Source organism: Hyphomonas sp., from assembly GCF_037969335.1.
In the GTDB taxonomy this organism is placed as follows: domain Bacteria; phylum Pseudomonadota; class Alphaproteobacteria; order Caulobacterales; family Hyphomonadaceae; genus Hyphomonas.
In genome coordinates, this window is the sequence record NZ_JBBKXE010000053.1 from 12,379 (window position 1) to 33,816 (window position 21,438).

Annotated in this window: 19 protein-coding genes; 14 read left to right on the plus strand and 5 right to left on the minus strand. The window is 58.1% G+C overall.

The annotated features are described in order from the left end of the window. Window positions 1–51: 51 nt before the first annotated feature. Window positions 52–669, minus strand: coding sequence for a 30S ribosomal protein S4 (gene rpsD / locus AADA04_RS04205; protein WP_340691989.1), 618 nt, complete (start codon window positions 667–669; stop codon window positions 52–54). A gap of 183 nt (window positions 670–852) precedes the next feature. Between rpsD and AADA04_RS04210 the strand changes: the two genes are divergently transcribed. After that, a complete protein-coding gene (locus tag AADA04_RS04210) occupies window positions 853–1,665 on the plus strand; it encodes an SDR family oxidoreductase (RefSeq protein WP_340691990.1) in 813 nt (270 codons plus the stop codon). Between the two features lie 148 nt (window positions 1,666–1,813). Then, window positions 1,814–2,827, plus strand: coding sequence for a glycosyltransferase family 2 protein (locus AADA04_RS04215; RefSeq protein WP_340691991.1), 1,014 nt, complete (start codon window positions 1,814–1,816; stop codon window positions 2,825–2,827). A gap of 78 nt (window positions 2,828–2,905) precedes the next feature. On the opposite strand, the gene AADA04_RS04220 is transcribed toward AADA04_RS04215, so the two are convergent. Together AADA04_RS04220 and AADA04_RS04225 are read right to left on the minus strand one after the other, a co-directional pair. Further along, window positions 2,906–4,396, minus strand: coding sequence for a lipopolysaccharide biosynthesis protein (locus AADA04_RS04220; protein WP_340691992.1), 1,491 nt, complete (start codon window positions 4,394–4,396; stop codon window positions 2,906–2,908). Continuing rightward, a complete protein-coding gene (locus AADA04_RS04225) occupies window positions 4,396–5,601 on the minus strand; it encodes a glycosyltransferase (protein ID WP_340691993.1) in 1,206 nt (401 codons plus the stop codon). The genes AADA04_RS04220 and AADA04_RS04225 overlap by 1 nt, the downstream gene beginning before the upstream one ends. Before the next feature lie 107 nt (window positions 5,602–5,708). Between AADA04_RS04225 and AADA04_RS04230 the strand changes: the two genes are divergently transcribed. The 11 genes from AADA04_RS04230 (at window position 5,709) to AADA04_RS04280 (ending at window position 18,500) form a co-directional block, all read left to right on the plus strand. Continuing rightward, window positions 5,709–7,028 (plus strand): glycosyltransferase, encoded by a 1,320-nt coding sequence (locus AADA04_RS04230; protein WP_340691994.1) that lies wholly within the window; start codon window positions 5,709–5,711, stop codon window positions 7,026–7,028. Window positions 7,029–7,236: 208 nt separating this feature from the next. Next, the gene (locus tag AADA04_RS04235) at window positions 7,237–8,316 is read left to right on the plus strand and encodes a glycosyltransferase family 2 protein (RefSeq protein ID WP_340691995.1); all 1,080 of its coding nucleotides are present in this window, start codon (window positions 7,237–7,239) and stop codon (window positions 8,314–8,316) included. Window positions 8,317–8,445: 129 nt separating this feature from the next. Continuing rightward, window positions 8,446–9,495 (plus strand): glycosyltransferase, encoded by a 1,050-nt coding sequence (locus tag AADA04_RS04240; RefSeq protein ID WP_340691996.1) that lies wholly within the window; start codon window positions 8,446–8,448, stop codon window positions 9,493–9,495. 195 nt (window positions 9,496–9,690) lie between these two features. Beyond that, window positions 9,691–10,167 carry an acyltransferase gene (locus AADA04_RS04245; RefSeq protein WP_340691997.1) on the plus strand — a complete coding sequence of 159 codons (477 nt, stop codon included), beginning with the start codon at window positions 9,691–9,693 and terminating at the stop codon, window positions 10,165–10,167. A 58-nt stretch (window positions 10,168–10,225) separates the two neighbouring features. Beyond that, window positions 10,226–11,275 carry a Gfo/Idh/MocA family oxidoreductase gene (locus AADA04_RS04250; protein ID WP_340691998.1) on the plus strand — a complete coding sequence of 350 codons (1,050 nt, stop codon included), beginning with the start codon at window positions 10,226–10,228 and terminating at the stop codon, window positions 11,273–11,275. Window positions 11,276–11,277: 2 nt separating this feature from the next. Then, on the plus strand, window positions 11,278–12,390 hold the full coding sequence (locus tag AADA04_RS04255; protein ID WP_340691999.1) for a DegT/DnrJ/EryC1/StrS family aminotransferase: 1,113 nt from the start codon (window positions 11,278–11,280) through the stop codon (window positions 12,388–12,390). A gap of 74 nt (window positions 12,391–12,464) precedes the next feature. Further along, window positions 12,465–13,442, plus strand: a complete 978-nt coding sequence (locus AADA04_RS04260) for an NAD-dependent epimerase/dehydratase family protein (protein ID WP_340692000.1) — start codon at window positions 12,465–12,467, stop codon at window positions 13,440–13,442. Then, window positions 13,439–14,578 (plus strand): DegT/DnrJ/EryC1/StrS family aminotransferase, encoded by a 1,140-nt coding sequence (locus AADA04_RS04265; RefSeq protein WP_340692001.1) that lies wholly within the window; start codon window positions 13,439–13,441, stop codon window positions 14,576–14,578. Before AADA04_RS04260 ends, AADA04_RS04265 begins: the two co-directional genes overlap by 4 nt. Before the next feature lie 87 nt (window positions 14,579–14,665). Further along, on the plus strand, window positions 14,666–15,712 hold the full coding sequence (locus tag AADA04_RS04270; protein ID WP_340692002.1) for a GNAT family N-acetyltransferase: 1,047 nt from the start codon (window positions 14,666–14,668) through the stop codon (window positions 15,710–15,712). Between the two features lie 122 nt (window positions 15,713–15,834). Further along, window positions 15,835–17,478, plus strand: coding sequence for a hypothetical protein (locus AADA04_RS04275; RefSeq protein ID WP_340692003.1), 1,644 nt, complete (start codon window positions 15,835–15,837; stop codon window positions 17,476–17,478). 23 nt (window positions 17,479–17,501) lie between these two features. Then, window positions 17,502–18,500 (plus strand): glycosyltransferase family 2 protein, encoded by a 999-nt coding sequence (locus tag AADA04_RS04280; RefSeq protein ID WP_340692004.1) that lies wholly within the window; start codon window positions 17,502–17,504, stop codon window positions 18,498–18,500. Between the two features lie 45 nt (window positions 18,501–18,545). Here AADA04_RS04280 and AADA04_RS04285 read toward each other — a convergent pair whose 3' ends face one another. Next, on the minus strand, window positions 18,546–19,472 hold the full coding sequence (locus AADA04_RS04285; RefSeq protein WP_340692005.1) for a glycosyltransferase family A protein: 927 nt from the start codon (window positions 19,470–19,472) through the stop codon (window positions 18,546–18,548). Continuing rightward, window positions 19,472–20,272: a polysaccharide deacetylase family protein gene (locus AADA04_RS04290; RefSeq protein ID WP_340692006.1), complete on the minus strand. Its 801-nt coding sequence runs from the start codon at window positions 20,270–20,272 to the stop codon at window positions 19,472–19,474. Before AADA04_RS04290 ends, AADA04_RS04285 begins: the two co-directional genes overlap by 1 nt. Before the next feature lie 263 nt (window positions 20,273–20,535). Here AADA04_RS04290 and AADA04_RS04295 point away from each other — a divergent pair, with 263 nt between their 5' ends. Further along, the gene (locus AADA04_RS04295; RefSeq protein WP_340692007.1) at window positions 20,536–21,270 is read left to right on the plus strand and encodes a class I SAM-dependent methyltransferase; all 735 of its coding nucleotides are present in this window, start codon (window positions 20,536–20,538) and stop codon (window positions 21,268–21,270) included. The last annotated feature ends 168 nt before the right edge of the window (window positions 21,271–21,438 follow it).

Here is a 21,438-nt window from a genome sequence, read left to right on the forward strand (position 1 = left end):
GCCGCACCAGTCTGGCGCGGCCTTTCCAAAACTTCAAGAAAAACAGGTCTCTTAGGACGAATAGAATTCGACGACCTGCGCTGGCTCCATCTGGACCGGATACGGCACGTCGGCCAGTTCTGGCACGCGGACATAGGTTGCCGACATCGCTTTTGGGTCAACATCCACATATTCCGGGAGATCCCGCTCGGGGCTACCGAGGGCCTCAAGGACCAGTGCAATATTGCGTGACTTTTCGCGGATCTGAACGACATCGCCCGGCTTCAGGCGCGCTGAACCGATGTTACAGCGACGACCGTTGACCATCACATGGCCGTGATTCACGAACTGGCGTGCCGCAAAGATCGTCGGCACGAACTTAGCGCGATACACGAAGGCTTCGAGGCGCGACTCCAGGAGGCCAATCAGGTTTTCTGCGGCGTTGCCCTTCATGCGGCTGGCTTCAACGTACACGCGGGAGAATTGCTTCTCCGTGATGTCGCCGTAGTAGCCTTTGAGCTTTTGCTTCGCCATGAGCTGCATACCGAAGTCGGACACTTTGCTGCGGCGGTTCTGGCCGTGCTGTCCGGGCTTGTAATTGCGCTTGTTGACGGGCGACTTGGCGCGGCCCCAGATGTTTTCACCGACCCGACGGTCGATCTTGTACTTCGCGCTGTGGCGACGTGACATGGTAGTACCTCAATTCGACGCGGGCCGGTGGGCGGCGCGTATTCGCACCCACGATTTCAACGGCGGCTCCGCACCAACCCGTAGATAAGCGGCGGGTAAAACACCAAATTGACTGGTACGTCAAGCCATCCCCCTGCTAGTGCTGCAGCACAAATATTGAATAAGAATCATGGGAGGAAGAAAATGAGGAACCTGAAAGGACGCGTGGCAATCGTGACGGGAGCCGCCAGCGGCATTGGCCGGGCCTGCGCAGTGGCACTGGCCCACGAAGGGGTTGCAGTTTTAGCTACCGATATTGACGATCCTGGCGCCAAGGAAACGGTCGATCTTATAGAGAAACGTGGCGGAAAGGCCCTCTCGGCCCATCACGACGTCACCGACGAAGCCCGGTGGGATGAGATCATGACGCTCTGCGAGACCGAATTGGGCAGGCCGGCCATCATGGTGAACAATGCCGGCGTCGCGATCGGCGGAGCCATTCTCGAATTCAGCCTGGCCGACTGGCAGAAGCAGATGGCCATCAACATGGACAGCGTCTTCCTTGGCACGCGCGCGGCCATGAGGGCCATGCAGGAGTCCGGCGGATCGATCATCAACCTGTCGTCCATTGCGGGCCTGAGAGGCTCAGCTGGCGTCAGTGCCTATTGCGCGAGCAAGGGCGGCGTCCGCCTGTTCAGCAAGGCCGCCGCTGTCGAATGCGGCCAGCTCGGGTTCCCGATACGCGTCAACTCCATTCATCCCGGGATTATCGACACACCGATCTGGCAAAAATCCATCGCACGTATGACCGACACAATGAGCGCCGATCAATTGGCCGCCCTCTCCACCCAAAATGGCGCCAATGCATTGAGTGCCGATGCCATTGCGCGCGGGGCACCCATGGGTCGCGCCGGCCAACCGGAAGAGATCGCAGACATGGTTGTGTTTCTCGCCAGCGACTCCTCAAGCTATATCAGCGGACAGGAACTCGTTGTTGATGGCGCGATGACCGCGTGATGGTTTCGAGCGCGCGCGAACCCGGGTCATGGATGGCACGGCTGTATCGAACTCCGGTCAATTCTTTAGGATCGGCCGTTCGGCTCGGTCCGTATCTTGCAGTGCAAACTGCGTCTTTACGGCAGAGATTTAGCAAACCGGGTGAGATTTGACGGACGTTACTGTAATAGTTCCCTGCTACAACAATGCTGCCACCATTGAGACGGCAGTACAGAGCGCGCTTGGCCAAACGATGCCGGTCAAGGTTATCGTTGTCGATGATGCCTCAAGTGACGATTCGGCTCAGCGTGCCCGAAATGTCGCGCCGAAGGATCCGCGCCTTGTCGTTCTCGTTCAAGACCACAATCAAGGCCCGTCGGCGGCCCGTAACCGTGCCATAGCGCTCGCCGAAACCAAATGGGTCGCCATTCTGGACGCCGATGACTGGATCCATCCCGACCGTCTGCGCCGTCTCATAGAGCGGGCCGAGTCTGACCATCTCGATTTGGTCGCCGACGATCTGATCCGCGTTGAAGCCGTGACCGCCCCGAAGCAAGGCACACGGTTGTGGTCCGACACGCCGATCGGTGTGCTTCCGCTCACCCTCAGCCGCTTTGCGCTGGAAAACATCGACAGCCGAACCGGAAGCCGACGCGAGCTCGGATACCTCAAGCCGGTCATGCGACGGGAATTTCTGAAGGCGAACGATCTTGCCTACAGGGAAGAGATGCGGCTTGCCGAAGACTTTGAGCTGTATGCACGCGCCCTGAATGCGGGCGCCAGGTTCAGCCTCATTGATCCATGCGGCTATTTTTCGGTCGACTATCCCAACTCCTTATCGAAGGAATATGCTGCGGAAGACCTCAAGCGCGTGTTGAATCGGGATATCGAGCTACTCGGAATGGCAAACCTAACCGACGAGGAACGTCGTGCGCTCGGAGAACACAAACTCCTCTGGCACAAGAACTGGGCCTGGGTGCGCCTGATTGAATCTGTTCGGGCCCGCGATCTGCAGGGCGTCGCGCGGACGTTTATCGCTCCGCCACAAGTCGCAGCCGCCTTGGCAATTCGCTGCGTGCGGCATCTGACTGGTCGACCACCCGTCGCGCCTCATACTCATCGCAATGCCCGACCTCAGGACATCGAGACGATCCTGTCAGCCGTCCCCGATCAAACGGGCTGAGGAAAGCGCAGGACGCTCAAGACCGGCAAAATAGATACGTTGGTCGTTCCCAGACTGACGCCCTGCATACCGCGCTGTTCAACTCGTCCCCCGCGCCACCGCGAGGGCTTCCCCGGGACGACCCTGAATCAGAATGAAGAGTGCCTGAACGACGCGTTTGGCGAGACGTGGAGACAGGGCTGCGAGCGTCGCCACATAGGTCACCGCACCAATTGGAATCAGAACCAGGATTTGGACAAATCCAGTCCATGCGTCAGGCAAAATCCCCATACTGACCCAGACAATGAAGCCCATGATGACAGACGCGATGAGTGCACTGGATCCTGCGATTATTTGCCGGTGCATGGGGAATCCGATCGCCAGTTTCACAGCGTAGGCACCCAAGAACCAACTGACGATAAGCTGGGCCAGCAGCGCCCACGCGATCGCCTCGAGACCGATGTGAATCGTGGACATAACCGCAATGGCCGTCAGAACCGTGCCAACGATCGCTAATTTGAAATTCAGGTCCACCCGGCCAACGCCGTTCAGCACCCCTGTGTTGAATGCGGACGTCGGAGCGCGCAGTCCCATCAGCAAGAACACCTGAATCGTGGTGACTGCGGGCACCCATTGCTCTCCGAACACGACCGGAATGGCAATTGGTGCAATGACGCTCCCACCAATAAAAATCGGGTATGCGACCAGGGCAGCCAGTCGCATCGCCCCTTCGATCGCTCGGAACAGCATCGGCAGATCATTTTGCGCTTGAGACGCGACCGGCAAGGCGACAGCCGCAAAGGGCGTCACGAACGCTGACTTCGCTTGTTCGAGCAATCGCCCGGACATGTTGTACATGCCAAGCGCCGCTGGTCCCAACACGCCCCCAATCATGACCCTCGGAACGGCTCCGCCGATGGCCTGCACGACTTTTGTCGTCAGGTTTGTTGAATTGAAACGTGTGAGCTCATGGGTTTCGCTCCAGCTGGACTTGAATGATGGCCGCCATTTCGCGAGCCAGGCGAACATCAGCAACCTGACCATCCGCCTCGAAATTTCCATCCAGACGAGTGCCCATGCGTCCCTCAGAACGACCGCCAACCAGATGCCAATAGCAGCTGCGCTTACTGTCCCGACAACATCGACAATCGTGATTTCCTTGTAGCGCAGGTCCCTCTGCAGAAGCGCTGCGGGCACCGACGTGGCGGCGCCAATGATCAGGACGATCGAGAAAACTCGCAAAATTGGCACGAGTTCCGGATGGCTGAAACCGGCGGCGATGGCGGGTGCCAGCAGGCTGATACCCAACCAGAATAACAACGCCAGCCCCAGAGACTGCATGAAAACCGAATTAACATGACCTTTGGTCAAACCCGGGCGCTGGACGATTGAATCGTTCAGGCTGCCTGAGGCGAAAATCTCGGGGATCGAGAATGTCACGAGTGCCATTCCGAACACACCGAAATCCATTGGTGACAACAGCCTAGCTATGAAGACCAGAGACACCAGTCCGCCGATCATGCCGATCCAGTTGCCCATCGCGTTGAAGACGACGGCCTGGCCTGCGCGTCTGAGCAGACTGTGAGCCATTATACGTGGTCCGCGCTTTGGCTTTCGTGCCGATCAATTGGTAATGAGTCTTTGGCGTTGATGGTCATAGAGGCCGCCCGTTTGAGCTTGTTCATGATCAGAAAATAGCTAACAGATTTCCAACATCTGATCTTTGTGAATTCCGAACGAACTCTCCAACGCAGCCCCCGCGCGAGAGATGACACAATTTGCGCGCCGACCGGTGAGGCGCCAGCAAGTTCGCACAACTCGTCGATCAACTTGGTATTCGTCAGAATTTCATCGCACCCGTACTTTGACGCAAAAGCAGAGCGCAACGCAACAGTCTCGGGTTTTGAGAGCGGCGCCTGACTTAAACATTCAGCTGCACGCAGGTCCTTGATGGCGAGTTCCCAGAGTTTCTTGCGGGCCATCACGCTGGCACGTCTCAAAAGGGCGTGCCGCTTGTTCACCGGATCGGAGATAGACTGCCCATCGCTCAGGTATTCGTTCAGTTTGATCTGCGGATAGTAGTTGCGGAAGATCACCTGATCGAACTGAGACCAGGAGGAGTTCCTTTTCTTTGCCAGAACCTGCTTTGTCTGGGTTCCGCGTATGCCGTCATGTACGCGCTGCTTGAAGACAAATTCTTCGGTGGACACCGGCGTCCCAACCCGCGCGAGGCGGATCAGCATGTCGTAATCTTGTGAACGAACGAGACTTTCGTCGAACGCGCCGACCTGATCATAGAGTGACTTGCGAACAATCATGCCCTGCTGGTGGGCAAACATATCGTCCAAGGTGGCCGTCAGGAACTGGTCTGAATCGCAATTGGTCCAATAGCCCGTTCCTAGCATCCGCAATTCTCCGGAGCCATCGACAGAAAAACGTTCATGTCGCCCATATGCCATATCGGCAGCCGGATTAGCTTCAAGCAATCCAACAAGCGTTTCAATCGCCGTCGGAACAGCGAGGTCGTCATCATCAAAAATCCAGACGAGATCTCCCGTCACGTGCTTTAGGCCAAAGTTCAGGGCGGCGGATTTACCCGCATTGGACTTGGACAGGATGCGCACGCGCCCTTCATAAGCCTTCAATTGCTCAAGCGTGTCATCCGTTGAGCCATCATTAATGATGATGACTTCATGTACCGGACGGGTCTGTGCCAGAATGGACTCCAAACTCTCGATCAATAAGGCCGACCGATTGAAAGTCGGGATCAGGACCGTAACGTCAAATGGCTTCATTGTTCATTCCGACTCATGCTGTTGGGCCAATATTAGGCTCCTCGCCGCGACCTACTGCGGCGTGGCACCGAACTTGCTCCCAGAGATCGTAGCAAATAGCGCGCCAGTTGGAATTTCGATACGTAAATTTCGCACATATTGGCTTCCGCAAAACAAAGGACCGTCCGAGAATGAAAATCGCGTTCTTCGTCAATGCCTTCCCGATGATGTCAGAGGCATTCATTGCGAATAGCGCGGCGGCCCTGATTGATCAGGGCCACAGTGTCGACATTTTCGGAGTCGGGAACGTCACGCCGACCGGACTTTCCGTCAAATCGGTTGAAGATCACCATTTGGAGAGACGGACGGTCAACATGAGCTGGCCAACGTCACGCCTCGGCCGCGTTGCCGGCCTGCCAGGCGCACTCAATACAATTGCGCGTAAAAATGGTGTGGCTGCGCTCGGCAGGCTTCGTCCGAACATCTATCGGCGCTCAATGCGCGATCTGACGGCCGTCTATCAGGCCAGCGCATTTGGTCGCGACGGAGAGTACGACATACTCCATTGCCAGTTTGCAACACTCGCCGAAGGCGTCATCAAGCACCGCAAAGCCGGTTTTCTCAAAGGCCATATCGTCGTCAATTTCCGAGGCTATGATATCTCGGAAACAGTCGCAGCGATTGGGCCACACGTTTATGATCACGTCTGGTCTGAAGCATCGAGCTATGTTGCCAATTGCGATTATTTTCGTAGACGGGCTGTCGATCTTGGATGCCCGGAAGACCGTATCGACGTCATAGGCTCGGGTATCCGCCTCGAAAACTTCCCTTTTGAGCCGGCCACCGACCGGGGAGAAAACCACGTCCGGTTTCTCATGGTTGGTCGGTTGATTGAACGAAAGGGGTTCCAGGTCGCGCTTCGCGCGCTTGCCGAATTCATTCGACGTACTGAAACACCGATAAAGGTCGATATCGTGGGCGATGGCGCAATGCGCCCAGGTCTGGAAGCGCTGGCGAATGATCTCGGACTTGGCGCATCAGTCCAGTTTCACGGCGCCCGCACACATTCCGAGATTGCAGGCTTCCTACGTCATACAGATGTATTTCTTGCGCCCTCGATGACCAGTGCCAGAGGCGGCCAGGACGCTCCGGTCAATACGTTGAAGGAAGCAATGGCTGTCGGTCGACCGGTTATCGGCACGATTCATGGCGGCATTCCTGAACTGGTCATAGAGGGAGAAACAGGCGTTCTGGCGACTGAAAACGACGTCGACAGCCTGTACGCCGCTATCATACGCCTCATGGACCAGCGGGCCAATTGGCCTCAACTCGTGACGCGAGCACGCGCAAAAGTCGAAGATATGTATGACCTGGATCGGGTGACAGAAAGACTTGTGACGCTTTATGAACGGACAATTGCACGGGGAAATGCACACCCGACGGACTGACACGCGGAATCGGGGCAAAACCGGCAGGCACGAAACTTGCTGCAATATTCCCGATCCAGACAGTCTGCGCCCCCAGGGCGTTGCGATTTGGAACGATATCCAGTCCCGCCGAACCAAGATTGATCCAATCTGTCCGGTGGAATGGCCTGCGGGGGAACTGCCCCCAAAAGCCGGCGGCAAATTATTATAGAGTGAAGGTTCGGAGATTATGCAAAGCCAAACAATCAAGACCGCACCCGATGTCACGGTTATCGTGCTTCATCGCGACCGGTTCAGTCTTGCTGTTGAAAGCCTGAAAGAGATCATCGCCGCCACTCACAGCCCCTACAACCTGCTTTACGTCGATGCAGGCAGCCCCCGTAAAGTGGCGGCCGAATTGAAACACATCTGCGACGAAAATGGTTTTCGCTACGAGCGTAGCGACGCACTCCTCAGTCCGGCCCAGTCACGAAATCGCGGTCTTCGCCTGGCTGACACCAAATACGTCGCCTTTGTTGAAAGTTGCACATTCGTTGCGGATAACTGGCTGCAAGAACTGATCAAGTGCGCTGACGAGACCGGCGCCGAAGTCGTCCAACCGCTCATGTGCCAGAGCAAGCCTTTCCACAACGAAATCCATCAGGCGGGCGGCACCTTCGCGAAAGATGTCGAACTTTTCTTTCGGGGCGCCCCTGAGGATCACGTGATTTGTGACATTCATGCGCACCAGGGCAAACAGGTCACAGAGGTCCCTCTCGTCCGGACGGAAACCCAGGTGACTGAAGTCCACTGTTTTCTTGTCAGGCGCGACACGTTTGAACGGTTCGGCGATTTCGATGAGTCGATGCTGTCGACAAAGGACCATCTCAATTTTTCAATGACCGTGTGGAAAAATGGTGGCCGCATCATGCTCCAGCCCACGTCCGTAGCGACGTTCTATGTCCCCAGCCGGCACAACCCCATTCATCTCTCCGATTATCCCTTCTTCATCCTGCGCTGGTCGCCCAAATGGCAGGCCGACAGCCTCAATCACTTCAAGACGAAGTGGGGACTCGAAGGCGATCCATATTTCCAGCAACGAACCGACATTATCACCTGGCGCTATCATGAGGCGATCCTGAAGCCCTTTGCCCGGCGAATTCCGTTCATCGGACGCAGCTACAAGGTCCAGAAAATTGTAATGCGGGCGCTCGAACCGGTCGTGGTCGCCTGGAGCTTGTGGCTGGCAAAGCGCCACGAAAAGACCTTGGTCGAGGATGTTGCCAACACCCCGCAGCGCAGGATCGGGAACCCAGCCCATTCGCTTTGAACATCCGAGCGAGATTCAGTTCAATCCGCCCTGCAGGCTCACCTCAGGTGCGAGTACTCCAACGGGGTCGTCAATGTCACGGCCCCTGCCGGGGCCTGCCTTCCGCTTTGCTTAAAGAATCGAAACGTCATGCCACATCACACCGACAAGACGCCGAACGCGACCATCATCGTTTCGGCGAGGGAGCGGTTCAGTCTGGCTGTCCGCTCCTTGAATACACTCATATCGGCAACGCGGGCGCCGTATGACCTCATCTATATCGATGCCGGCAGCCCTAAAGGCGTCGCCTCTGAACTGAGACGGATCTGCGCCGAACATGGTTTCACTTATCACAGGATCGACCATTATCTGAGCCCCGCCCAATCCCGCAACCGCGGCCATCACATGGCAGGCACGAAATACGCGGTGTTCGTGGAAAATGACGTCTTCGTTGCCGACAACTGGCTCGCTCCCTTGATCGATTGCGCCGAACAGACAGACGCCGAAGTTGTGCAGCCCCTGATTTGCCAGGGCGCCCCATTGCACAGCGAAATCCACCATGGGGGTGGCAATTTCACGAATGATTTCGACGGTTTCTTCAACGGGCCCGTCGTCGCGCGTCGTCTCGCGGATCGCCACTTCCTTCATCAAGGCAAGAAGGTGGGCGATGTCGCCTTGGCGCGAAGCGAAACCCAGGTCTGCGAAACCCATTGCATGCTGGTGCGACGCGACACCTTTGAACGGTTCGGCGATTTCGATGAAAAGATGCCATATTCGAAAGATCACGTCGATTTCAGCATATCTGTATGGGCCAAGGGCGGCAGGATCATGCTGGAATCGACGTCAATTGCGACGGTCTGCCATCCGGACAGCGCTCATCCTTTGGAAGCAATGGACTTGCCCTTGTTCATCCTGCGCTGGTCGCCCAAATGGCAACGCGAAAGCCTCGACTATTTCCGCAAGAAATGGGGCCTTCAGGCTGATCCCTATTTCGACAAATACGCCAAACAGAAGAATTGGCGTTACCATGACAACGTCGTGCTCCCGACCGTTCGCAAGGTCCCCTTCGTCGGATCGAGCCATAAGGTGCAGAAGATGGCATCCGTCGCCATGCTTCCTTTTGTCAGCGCAGCCGGCACGCGGCTCGGAAACAGGCACGCCGCCCGGACGGCCAATTGGAACAGTCGCGAAATCCAGTAATCGCGCAATTCCCTCGGTCGGGGAATTGCGCCGAGGTCACATAGCGTATTCGGCGATTGAACACCCACCAGTGGTAGAGTTTTCGACTGAAGCGCAAGAGTCACGTTCTTCAATCCACAGCTGCGACCCCACTGTCCTAGCAAGTGGTTTGACACTTGCATTCCTCTGGGCCATCAAGCGCGTCGGGGATCGCAAATGCCAATATCTGACAGTGTTAAACTTATCGGTGACGTTACCGTGCATCATCCGGCACTCGTCAACTTGTACGGGTGCGAGGTGCGCGATGGCAGTCGCATTGGCGCGTTTGTTGAGATCCAGAAGGGCGCAGTCATTGGCGAGCGCTGCAAGATTTCATCGCATACATTCATTTGTGAAGGCGTCACGATTGAGGATGAGGTGTTTGTCGGCCACGGCGTGATGTTCACGAATGATCGCTTACCGCGCGCAACAAATCCGGACGGATCCGCCCAATCCGAGGCCGACTGGACACTGGAACTTACAACAGTGAAACGACAGGCTTCGATCGGATCGAACGCAACGATCCTGTGTGGCATCACGATCGGCGAAGGCGCGCTTGTCGCCGCCGGAGCGGTCGTCACTCAGGATGTGCCCGATTTCGCAATAGTCGCTGGCGTGCCAGCCAAGGTGGTGGGCGATGTCCGAAAAAAGTAAGAACGTCACAGGCACAATTGATCGCGGCCCCGCCGCCAAAACACGCAAAGGGCCCAGAATGAGCGCCGAAAAAGACCAGAAGAAAACCGTCAACATCGGCGTCGTGGGGTACGGCTACTGGGGTCCCAACCTCGTACGCAATTTTTCCGAACTGAAGGATGCGCGCGTCCACACGGTGGCCGACCTCAATCCGAAAGTTCTCGAAATCGTCGCACGCCGCTTTCCGGCGACAAAGACCACGACTGACTTTCAGGAAATGATCCGCGATCCGGAAATCGATGCAGTCGCAATCGCCACCCCGGTCAACACGCACTTTTCACTCGCCATGGCCGCCCTTAAGGCCGGCAAGCACGTCTGGCTCGAAAAGCCGATGGCAGAGACGTCTCTCCAGGCGCGATCACTGGTCGAGGAAGCCGAAAAGCGCGGCCTCGTCCTGCACGTCGACCACACATTCATCTACACCGGCACGGTTCGGAAGATTAAGGAACTCGTTGACGCTGGCGACCTTGGCAAGATTCTTTACTATGACTCGATCCGCGTGAACCTCGGCCTGTTCCAGCGCGATGTGAACGTGATCTCCGACCTCGGCGTCCACGACTTCTCCATCCTTGATTACCTGTTTGACGAGCATCCGGTCGCTGTGTCCGCAGCTGGTATCAATCACTTCCCGGGCACGCCTGAGAACCTCGCCTACATCACACTCTTTTATGAAAGCGGCCTGATCGCCCATGCCAACGTGTCCTGGCTCGCGCCGGTCAAGGTTCGCCAAATACTCATCGGTGGCTCCAACAAGATGATCACGTATGATGATCTCGAGCCGAGCGAAAAACTGAAAATTTACGACAAGGGCGTCAGCTTCACGGATGATCCGAAACAGATCCATGAAATGCGCGTTGGCTACCGGACGGGCGACATGTGGGCGCCCAAGGTCGATGGCGCCGAAGCGCTGCGGGTCGAAGGCGAACATTTCGTCGACTGCATCGTCAATGGAACCAAGCCCCTTACCGACGGCCATCTGGGCCTGCGCGTGGTCGAAGTCATAGAAGCGGCGACGAGCTCGATGCGTGGCCGCGGCGAAACCGTTCACCTCCCCCGCCAAGGAAAGTAGATATGATCCCGTTTGTTGACCTCAAAGCCCAGTATCACTCGATCAAGCCTGAAATTGACGCGGCCATTCAAGGCGTACTCGAAAGTTGCGCTTTTACGCTGGGCCCTGATGTTGTCGCTCTCGAGAAGGAATACGCCGACTACTGCAACAATGCTGAAGCCGTTGGCGTAAACAACGGAACGAGCGCGCTGCACCTGTCGCTTCTGGCAGCAGGCATTGGCCCGGGTGATGAAGTCATCACCGTGCCACACACGTTCGTGGCCTCCGCTGCCGCGATTTACTACACCGGCGCCACGATCAAGCTTTGCGACATCGATCCGGTGACGTTTACAATGGACCCGGAAGCGCTCGAAGCTGCGATCACGCCGCGCACCAAGGGCATTATTCCCGTTCACCTGTATGGCCAGATGGCCGACATGGACCCGATCATGGCCATCGCGAAGAAGCACGGCCTCGTGGTTCTGGAAGATGCCGCCCAGGCGCACGGCGCGGAATACAATGGCCGTCGCGCCGGTTCAGTTGGTGATATTGCGGGCTTCTCCTTCTATCCCGGCAAGAATCTGGGTGCGGCTGGCGAAGGTGGCATGGTCGTCACCGGCAATCCTGAATATGCCCGCAAGGTCCGCATGCTGCGTGACTGGGGCGCCGAAAAGAAATACCATCACGAACTCAAGGGCTTCAACATGCGCCTCGAGGGCATTCAGGGCGCCGTTCTGAGGGTGAAGATGAAGTACATCGAGAAGTGGACGGAGATGCGTCGTGACGCCGCCGTTCGCTATGATGAAATGTTTGCGGGTACCGGCGTCGCCACTCCGGTCCAGTTGGACAATCGTCGCCACGTATACCACCTCTACGTCATCCGTACGCCGGATCGCGCACGGTGGATCGAAGAGCTGTCCAAGAAACAAATTCAGACCGGGATCCACTACCCCTTCCCCGTGCATCTTCTGCCGGCCTATGCCGACCTTGGATACAAGCAGGGACAATTCCCGCATTCGGAAAAAGCAGGCAACGAAGTTCTGTCCTTGCCAATGTATCCCGAGATCACCGGCGACATGCAAGCTGAAGTCGTTGACGCCGTCAAAGTGCTCCAGATGCAACTCGCAGATTCCTGATCCAGATATTGATTCAGCGGCTGCTTCGGCGGCTGCACGACCGACAACAAGCGTAGAATAAAAAGGCGACGGAAATGAACCTAGATGAGGCAAAAATCCTGGTGACTGGTGGGTGTGGCCTGATCGGCTCCACGACGATTGACGAAATTCTTGCGACGAGCCGTCCGAAGAAGATCGTGATCTTTGACAACCTGGTCCGCGGCTCGATGCAAAACGTCGCCGAGATCATGAAGGACCCGCGGGTCGAACTCGTGAAAGGTGACATTCGTGACGCCAAGGCCGTCATGGACGTGACGTCAGGCATGGACGCCGTCATCCACATGGCGGCCATCCGCATCACCGCCTGCGCTGCCGAACCGCGCGAAGCCATGGAAGTCATGTGCGACGGTACGTATAACGTGATCGAAGCCGCCCAGAAATGCGGCGTCCAGAAAGTGCTCGCGGCATCGTCAGCGTCCGTCTACGGCATGGCGGATACATTCCCGACGACCGAAGAACACCACCCCTACAATAACCGGACCTGGTATGGCGCTTCGAAGGTAATGCTCGAAGGCCTGCTCCGGTCGTTCAACGACATGTACGGCCTGAATTACGTCTCGACCCGCTATTTCAACGTGTACGGTCCGCGCATGGACATCCACGGTAAGTATACCGAAGTGCTCGTCCGCTGGATGCAGCGCATCGCCGAAGGCGTCCCGCCGCTGATCCTCGGCGACGGCAAGACGTCGATGGATTTCATCAACATCGAAGACCTCGCCCGCGCCAACGTTCTGGCCTTGAAATCCGACGTCTCCGACGAGGTCTTCAATATCGCCTCGGGCGTCGAAACCAGCCTCAACGAACTGGCTGCAGCCCTGATGAAAGTCATGGGCGCTGACCCTGCAATGGTTCCCGAATACGGCCCCGAGCGCTCGGTCAACGCCGTGGCGCGGCGTCTCGCGGATACGTCCAAGGCCGAAAAAATGCTCGGCTTCAAGGCCGAAATCGACCTCGAAGAAGGCCTCAGGCGGCTGGTATCATGGTGGCAGGCCAATAAGGACGTATTCGAATGATCCCGATCATAAGACCCGTCATGGATCAGGCCGAAGCGGATGCCGCCGCGCGCGTCATCCTGTCCGGCTGGATCACGCAAGGGCCGGAAGTCGCGGCGTTTGAAAAAGAGTTCGCGTCCTTCATGGGGGCCGAACACGCTGTCGCCGTCTCCAACTGCACCACCGGGCTTCACCTGGCCCTGCTGGCCGCCGGTGTCGAGGCAGGCGACGAGGTCATCACGGTCAGCCATTCCTATATCGCAACCGCCAACGTGGTGCGCTATTGCGGGGCCGAGCCGGTCTTTGTCGATGTCGATCCGGCAACCTTCAACATGGATCCGGCCCTCATCGAGGCCGCCATCACGGCGCGCACCAAGGCCATCCTGCTGGTTCACCAGATGGGCATGCCCGCCGACTTGTCGGCCATTGTCGGCATTGCCCGCAAGCACGGCCTCAAGGTCATTGAGGATGCAGCCTGTGCCGCTGGTTCGGAAATAAACTGGCAGGGCGAGTGGGAAAAGGTCGGACGCGTCCGCGGCGATGCGGCTGTATTTTCGTTCCACCCGCGCAAGATCATGTCCACCGGCGACGGCGGCATGATCACCACGCCACACGAAGACTGGGCCGCGAAATTCCGTCTCCTCCGCCAGCACGGCATGAGCGTACCCGACACGGTGCGCCACAAGGCCAATACGGTGATATTCGAGACGCACCCCGTGCTGGGTTACAATTACAGGATGACTGATATCCAGGCGGCCGTCGGCCGGGAGCAGCTCAAGCGCCTGCCTGCCATCACGGCACGGCGTCGCGAGATTGCCGCCGCCTACAAGGCACAGCTTGCGTCCGCCCAATGGATCGGCCTGCCGGAAGAGCCCACTTGGGCGCGGTCCAACTGGCAGAGCTTTTCAGTACAGATCCCGGACGATTGCGATCAACGCGATGTCATGCAGAAAATGCTCGACGCGGGCGTTTCGACGCGTCGCGGAATCATGTGCGCGCATCGTGAGGCCGTATACAGCCAGACGCCGTTGCGGGCGCCCCTGCCGCATTCCGAGTTTGCCCAGGACAACCGCATCATCCTGCCGCTCTATCCGCAGATGACTGACGATGACATCAGCGCGGTCGTCGACGCCCTGAAGCTGGCAACCGCAAAATAACAACGCGATGTTACGCACGCTAAAGCGCCTCGTCCGGGGCATCACGAGCACCTGATTCAGGGGCTACTCAAGTCGAGGTTTCACAGAATGGCCCTGCGCCAGGCAATCAGACGTTCGGTTAAATCGGTGGCCAAACCGGTGGTGCAGACGGCTTGGCCCTTAGTGGAACAGGCCGCCTACCAAAGTGCGGCCCTGACGCGTGGCAGCCGGGGCTTGAAAGTCGTCTGGGCGGATACCTGGAACCCGGCCATGGACGACGCCCTCAACCATCTCCCTCCCCCGCCCGGCGTCAGTCGCGATCAGTACCGCGAACTGCTCCTGCCGACCCAGCACGCCAAGCGCCACGCGCTTGTCCTCGAGAATGATACGCCAATCTCGATCATCTCCATGCGCCGGCGCGGCAAGGCCTGGGAGCCGGTGTCCTACCAGGCCCTGTCCGGATTCGTTGCCCCAGCGGCCGACCCTGCCGCGCTCGGACGCGCCATCAACGCGCTTGGGATTGAACTCAAGATCGAGTCCGGTCTCAGCGAAGAGGCCATGCAAATGGGCGCCCGCTATGCCTGGCCCTATGACGTCGTTCGCGTGTTCCTTCAGACCGAATACGAAGACCACTGGCTGCTGGACGACCGCAAGCACATGAAACACATCTCCAGCGCCCGCAAGAAGTGCAAGCGCATGCATCTTGTGGTCGATGGCGAGGGCGACCTCGAATGGACTGTCAATCAATGGGAAACCAACTGGGCCTCATCGGCCGCGCTGGAGACCGTCGCCGCGCCGGATCGTATCCGCTTCTGGAAATCCCTGCGAACAACTCCGGAGATCGACGATACGATGCGCGTCCATACCTACCTTCTATATGATGGAGACACACGCGTTTCCGGAGCGATTGCGACCAGTGTCGGCGAAGATCAGCTCGGCCAGTGCCTCGGTCAGCTCCCCGCCTATCGCAACCGCGGGGTCGGCACGCGCGTGCTCGACGCGACACTGCAGCACGCCGCTGCCGCAGGTTACCAGGTCCATGATTTCGGCGGTGGCCACGATTACAAAGCCCTTTGGGGGCCTTTCGGAACCCAGCGCTATGCGGCGATTTTCCGTCCCAAACTGATCGAGGCCCTGCAATGGTCCCGGGACTGAAACTTGAACATCCGGGCTGACTCCCCGCCAGGTGCAATTTAGAGACCTTTGACAAATATGATTGCGGACCCATCAAGCTTCCGCTCAAAAACCACATAGAATAAGAGCGCAGAACGAAGCAAATGTCCGACATTTCCAGTACAATCCAGACGGGTCTTCTCGAAAACCTTCCCGAACTCCGCGCGACGATGGAAGAAAACCATCGCCAGTTCGAAGCGTTGAACGCGCAGGCAGAAGGGCTTTTCGCCAAGGGCAATCTGAACGCCTCTGCTGTCTACGCCCTGCTCGCCGCATGGATCGCGGCACATTCCCATTGCGGCCTCTTTGCCAGCGCGCGGCTTGAGCGCCTCCTCACGTCCATCGGGCGTAAGGCACAGGGCGACGAAGGCTCTCCGGGGCGCAATGCCGATCGCCCCGAACGCTTCGAGCGCGTCCTCCACGTCGCAAGCGATGTGCGCAATCTCGGCGGATTGGCCAACATGCTCCGCCGCTGGATCGAGAGCGATCCCTCACGCACGCATTCCCTCGCCATCACGCACCAGTCCGGTCTCGTCCTGGAAGGCCTGACAGAGGCAGTGGCCAACGCTGGCGGGGAGATCATCTATGTCAATCGCGAGGCCGACGGCATCATCGGGTCGGCGCGGGCCCTCCGGCGGGCCGCCCTGAAAAATGACGTCATCGTGCTTCACACGGCCAATTCCGACGTCATCCCCAACATCGCCTTCGCGCAGCCGGACCTGTTTCCGCCCGTCTTCTTCCTGAACCATTCCGATCACATGTTCTGGCTCGGCTCGGCGATCAGCCATATCGTCGGCTCGATGCGGCAGGCTGCGCTCGACATCGCCACGCAGCGCCGCGGCATTGCGCCGGAGCGTTCGATTCTCGTCCCCATTCTGGCGACACCGCCCTCGCGCAGCCAGGAACGGGCAAAAGCCAAGGAGAAGCTTGGGCTCGCTGCCGATGAGATCCTCATGATTTCAGTTGCCCGCGCCCAGAAATTCCGGACGCTTGAAGGCCTGACCTATGCCGACGTCCACGTTCCCCTGCTGCAGGACCGCCCGAACGCCCGCCTTGTCGTCGTCGGTGGCGGTGCGCGCCCCGATTGGGACGCTGCGAGCGCACAGGTGGGCGGCCGCATCCAGTCCCTCGAGCCGCAGGATCCGAAACCCTGGTTCGAGGCAGCTGATATCTACGTCGACTCCTTCCCGTTCTGCTCGGCGACGTCGATGATGGAAGCGGCGAGCTATTCCATCCCTTGCGTCTCACGCTTTCTGTGGCCCGATGCCGCGCGGATCAGCGGCATGGACCATCCGGGGCTGGCCGGGCCGTTACTCGAAGGCCGCACGAACGCAGAATATCTCGGTCTTATCCGGCCCCTCATCGACGCCGCCGACAAGCGCGCGCAATCGGGCACGGCCATCATGCAGTCCGTGATTGCGTCCAACGCAACGCCCGGATGGAACCGTTACATGGAAGCCGCGATGGCCGCCGTGATGAGTCTACCACCGGTAGAGCCCGGCCATGTTTACGGAAGTTTGCTGAGCGATGTTCCCAACATGGGAGAGCCAGACGTGCGGTTACAGTCACTATATGGATTTTCCCCGCCATTCACTGACTTGTTACGCGGACATTTGACGCTATTACCTTTGGGACAACGCCTGCGAGCTTGGCGACGTGTTTATCGTGCCGGCGGATTCAAGAATGCAGGTATTGCCTTTAAACATTTGGCGCCCGAATGGGCTATCAGGCGAATCAAAGATCGCTGAGCCTCGGGGGGGGAACGAGTAGAATGACCAGGATTTCTGTTATTATACCTTATTACCAGCGCGAGCAGGGCATCCTGCGCCGCGCGCTGGATACGGTATATGCGCAGGACCTGTCCGGACGCGATGTCCAGGTCGACATCCTCATCGTTGACGATGAATCCCCCTCTCCACCCGAATTGGAACTGGACGGCCTGAACCGCGACGGCTTTTCAATCCGTGTCCTTCGCCGACCGAATGGCGGGCCCGCCCAAGCGCGGAATACGGGCCTCGATGCAGCAACCGGTGCCGACTATGTCGCATTCCTTGACAGCGATGATCTGTGGCGGCCAGCGCACTTGGCGACGGGGCTCTCCTTGCTGGAAAAAGGCGCACAGATCTATTTCTGCGACAGTCTGTACAGCGAGACGGAGACCTGGTTCAGCGGACTGGATTGTATCGATCGTCTCGTGGCGGCATCAGACCTTCAAGGCGACGCGCTCTACCTGATCTCCAAGAAAAAGATTCTGCCGCTTTTTATCGAGTCATGCCTGGCCCACACATCCACGGTCATCTTCGACTATGCCGCTATCCCCGACGTCCGCTTCGACGCCTCGCAACTGACGGCCGGTGAAGATTACCTGTTCTGGCTTTGCGTTCTTCAGCAGACCGACATGGCAGCCTACTCTACTCATATTTTGAGCGATCGCGGGCGCGGCATCGACCTCTACCGGTCAGCCCTGGACTGGAACAATCCGGAATGCGTGAAGCGCCTGTATTACGCGCTCAGGCTGCACCAGAAGATCAAGCACCAGTACTGTGAAACACAGGAACAGAAGCGTCATGTCGGCGAGAAGATCACCCTGCTCCGACGGGGCATCGCTTACCTGTTTATGCGGAATTTCCTGCGTCACCCGAGATCCAATGCCTGGGTACTCAGCCGCCTCGTCATCCATGACTTTCCGTCATTCCTGCTCCTGCCCGCAAACATGCTGATTACGGCCCGGCAAAAACTCGCGGGCAAAGTGGATTTTCCGATTGGCTGACGCGGTCTGGATAGACATCGCGCCGCTCCGGATGGACGCAATCAACTAGCTGAAAATAGTCCGTGCTGACTGACGCAATTCGGTCTTCCCGATCAGGCATCGCAGCGTGCGAGATGGGAAAATCCAGAAGGCGCTCGACACCGCCTTGATCACGCCCCAGCGCTCGTGCCGTCCGGCCCGCTGCGCAGCGACATCCAGGAAATACTCCCAGTAATACATCTGGCAGGCGTAGTAGGACCGGATCAGTGCCTTGGCATTTGTCCAGCGCTTCCTGTTCGGCAATGCGTGACGCAGGAATATGCGCCGCGTGAAGGCAGACCGCATCAGCTGCATGTCGTTGAACGAGCCCTTTGGCCGTTGGCGAAACAGGACACAGGGCTTGGCCACGAAGCCGAATTTCCGGTCTGCGGCGATCCGGATCTGCCAGTCCCAATCGGAATCGCCGATCAGCGATTCATCCATATATCCGTGCGACTCAAGCACGCTGGCCCGGAAAAGCGTGCCGCCAACTTGCGGGAAGTAGCCGTTCATCAGCATCATGAAGAAATCGCCGTCTTCCGGCACGATGTGCGGCCATGGGTCGTTCATCGGCGTCAGGTCCGGATCGGTGGAAATGATCTGCCCGAAAGCGCCGGCAAATTCGGGGTTCGCATCGAGCACTTCGATATGTGTCCGGACATGCGCGGGTAGCCAGATGTCGTCATCATCCAGGAAGGCGATGAACTCACCCGTTGCCCGACTCATGGCCAGGTTACGCGGAGCGGGGCAACCATTCTTGGATGTGTACTGGTAGATCGCGCCAAAGCTCTCGGCCACTTCGCGGCTTTCCGGCAGGCCGCCATTGTCCCCGACGAGGATTTCAAATTTGAGATCTGGACCTTCCACCGCCCGTATCGAGGCCAAAGCCTCGCGCAGCATCTGCGGCCTGTCGCGGGTCGCGACAATGACCGATACGAGACGTGGCGCGGCCATCAGAACCACTCTTCCCAGCTATCGAACTTGCCCTTGAGCAGCGCGTCGAAAATGAAGTCGCCATCATATTTCGTCACGAATGTCCGGGCGACCGTATCCTGCGGACGCGTCTCTTCAGCCTGGGCATAGATCGTTGAATAGCCGGCATCGCGGGCAAGCCTGCGCGCGTCATCCGTCCAGTTCCCGGACTGTCCGAAGGGGATCGCGAATGTATCGGGAGCAAATCCGAGGCGCTTCCGGAATACTTCGCGTGAGCCGGCAAGCTCATCGACCATCTGGTCGACGCCGATCTCGTTGAATTGCGGATGCGTTGCCGAATGGCTCCCCATATCTGCGCCGGCCGCGAGAAGGGTCTCGATATCCTTCCAGGACAGGGCAAAGTCCTCCGGCATCCAGTGGCGCCCCTCGGACCATTCCGAGACGGGAAAGAAGGTCCAGGGCAGCCCGAGATCCTTCAAAATCGGCGCGGCATTGGTCAGCACGCTCTTGAGGCCATCATCAAACGTAATGGCCAGGTCCTTGGGGCCCCCGCCCGTTCGCACGATTTCGCCTGCAGGCACAAAATTGAAGCCCGCGTTCAGGGCCCGCTCGAGTTGGCGGCGGAACTGGTCGGGAGTCACATCATTGACGCCCCACTCGGTTTGACCAACCGTATGGTAGCAAAGGATTCGACCGATATAGCGTTTCCGCGCACGACCGAGCGCCGCCAGGATATTGCGCTCACAGCACAGCCGGCACGATGCGACATGGGAGCGGGTCAGACCCGTCCTTCGGATGGCACTTTTGAGCGCCTTTTTCATACTGCAGACTCCCGTGGCAACCTGCGAGTATCGCCGGCATCCCCCGCGATCATTACAGCAGGCCGCCTATCAAGATTCAACGTGTAAACGCTCGTTTCCCCGGCATTTCCGCATTTTCTCACCCGATATCCCCACACGCGCGACAAGTTTCAACGCGTCCTCACCCCGTGGCAGAACAATTGCACGTCGTCTGTAGCATTTCATCGAAAATTCGGCCCAAATGGCTGAACGGGTTGTACGACAACAAGGGGAGTGGTGGGCATATGTTTGGGGGCATCCGACACAAACTGAAGAACACAGTCCGGCAATGGCGCATAAACGGCCAGATCCAGCGCATGATGAAACGGGTCAAGGCAGACAACGAAATCTTCGACAGGACTTATGCCGTCGACACGGCGACAGACGTTTTGCTAGACGCGTACGATGTTCCGGAAGAGGCGACCAAGGGTGCGGGCTACTATCAGGCGATCCACGAAGGCGTCCTTCGCACGATCATTTCCAATCTTGTACAGGAAGCTCAGACGTTCGATTTTATCGACATCGGCTCCGGCAAGGGCAAAGCCCTGCTTGTCGCATCGAAATTCCCGTTTCGGCGCGTTCTCGGTGTGGAGCTATCGCCCAAGCTCCATGCCGTCGCTGCGGCCAACATCCAAGCCTTCTCCGCGAGCGCTGAAGCGGTTTGCGGGGACGTTTCGTCGGCTTGTATCGACGCCCGCGAACTGACCGGCCTCGGCGATAAAACCTTGCTCTTTGTGTTCAACCCTTTCGACGAAGGTCCGATGCAGCCATTCGTCAAGCGCCTGGAGGCCGAGGCCAGGGATCGTACGGTTTTCGTGGCTTACCTGAACCCGCGCGCGCGCCGTCCGTTCGATGAATCCAGGACATTCATGCCGTTGCTGGAAACCCAGCGACTGGCTGTATTCGGGTGTGGCGACGCAGCCATCTCAGACGAAGCGCGCGCCGCCCTGACGGACAAATTCAATTCCTGGAACGTCTAGGCAACGCGCCAGGTCACGCCGCCCTGGCACATGGATCGCCGCTGGCGACCTGGAAACTACGCTCTGTGAACATCTTATTCTGGAGCGGGCGAAGAGCGCCAAAACTATTTAAATATTCTTATTTTTCAATGTGTTATGTGGTCATGATTTCCAAAAACTAGCCCAACA

Bases quoted from the DNA above. Each gene is read 5' to 3' on its own strand.
- AADA04_RS04280 (WP_340692004.1), top strand. From the start codon at position 17,502: ATGACCAGGATTTCTGTTATTATACCTTATTACCAGCGCGAGCAGGGC.
- AADA04_RS04245 (WP_340691997.1), top strand. From the start codon at position 9,691: ATGCCAATATCTGACAGTGTTAAACTTATCGGTGACGTTACCGTGCAT.
- AADA04_RS04235 (WP_340691995.1), top strand. From the start codon at position 7,237: ATGCAAAGCCAAACAATCAAGACCGCACCCGATGTCACGGTTATCGTG.
- AADA04_RS04255 (WP_340691999.1), top strand. From the start codon at position 11,278: ATGATCCCGTTTGTTGACCTCAAAGCCCAGTATCACTCGATCAAGCCT.
- AADA04_RS04290 (WP_340692006.1), bottom strand. From the start codon at position 20,272: ATGAAAAAGGCGCTCAAAAGTGCCATCCGAAGGACGGGTCTGACCCGC.
- AADA04_RS04210 (WP_340691990.1), top strand. From the start codon at position 853: ATGAGGAACCTGAAAGGACGCGTGGCAATCGTGACGGGAGCCGCCAGC.
- AADA04_RS04295 (WP_340692007.1), top strand. From the start codon at position 20,536: ATGTTTGGGGGCATCCGACACAAACTGAAGAACACAGTCCGGCAATGG.
- AADA04_RS04265 (WP_340692001.1), top strand. From the start codon at position 13,439: ATGATCCCGATCATAAGACCCGTCATGGATCAGGCCGAAGCGGATGCC.
- rpsD (WP_340691989.1), bottom strand. From the start codon at position 669: ATGTCACGTCGCCACAGCGCGAAGTACAAGATCGACCGTCGGGTCGGT.
- AADA04_RS04220 (WP_340691992.1), bottom strand. From the start codon at position 4,396: ATGGCTCACAGTCTGCTCAGACGCGCAGGCCAGGCCGTCGTCTTCAAC.
- AADA04_RS04285 (WP_340692005.1), bottom strand. From the start codon at position 19,472: ATGGCCGCGCCACGTCTCGTATCGGTCATTGTCGCGACCCGCGACAGG.
- AADA04_RS04225 (WP_340691993.1), bottom strand. From the start codon at position 5,601: ATGAAGCCATTTGACGTTACGGTCCTGATCCCGACTTTCAATCGGTCG.
- AADA04_RS04270 (WP_340692002.1), top strand. From the start codon at position 14,666: ATGGCCCTGCGCCAGGCAATCAGACGTTCGGTTAAATCGGTGGCCAAA.
- AADA04_RS04250 (WP_340691998.1), top strand. From the start codon at position 10,226: ATGAGCGCCGAAAAAGACCAGAAGAAAACCGTCAACATCGGCGTCGTG.
- AADA04_RS04260 (WP_340692000.1), top strand. From the start codon at position 12,465: ATGAACCTAGATGAGGCAAAAATCCTGGTGACTGGTGGGTGTGGCCTG.
- AADA04_RS04275 (WP_340692003.1), top strand. From the start codon at position 15,835: ATGTCCGACATTTCCAGTACAATCCAGACGGGTCTTCTCGAAAACCTT.
- AADA04_RS04240 (WP_340691996.1), top strand. From the start codon at position 8,446: ATGCCACATCACACCGACAAGACGCCGAACGCGACCATCATCGTTTCG.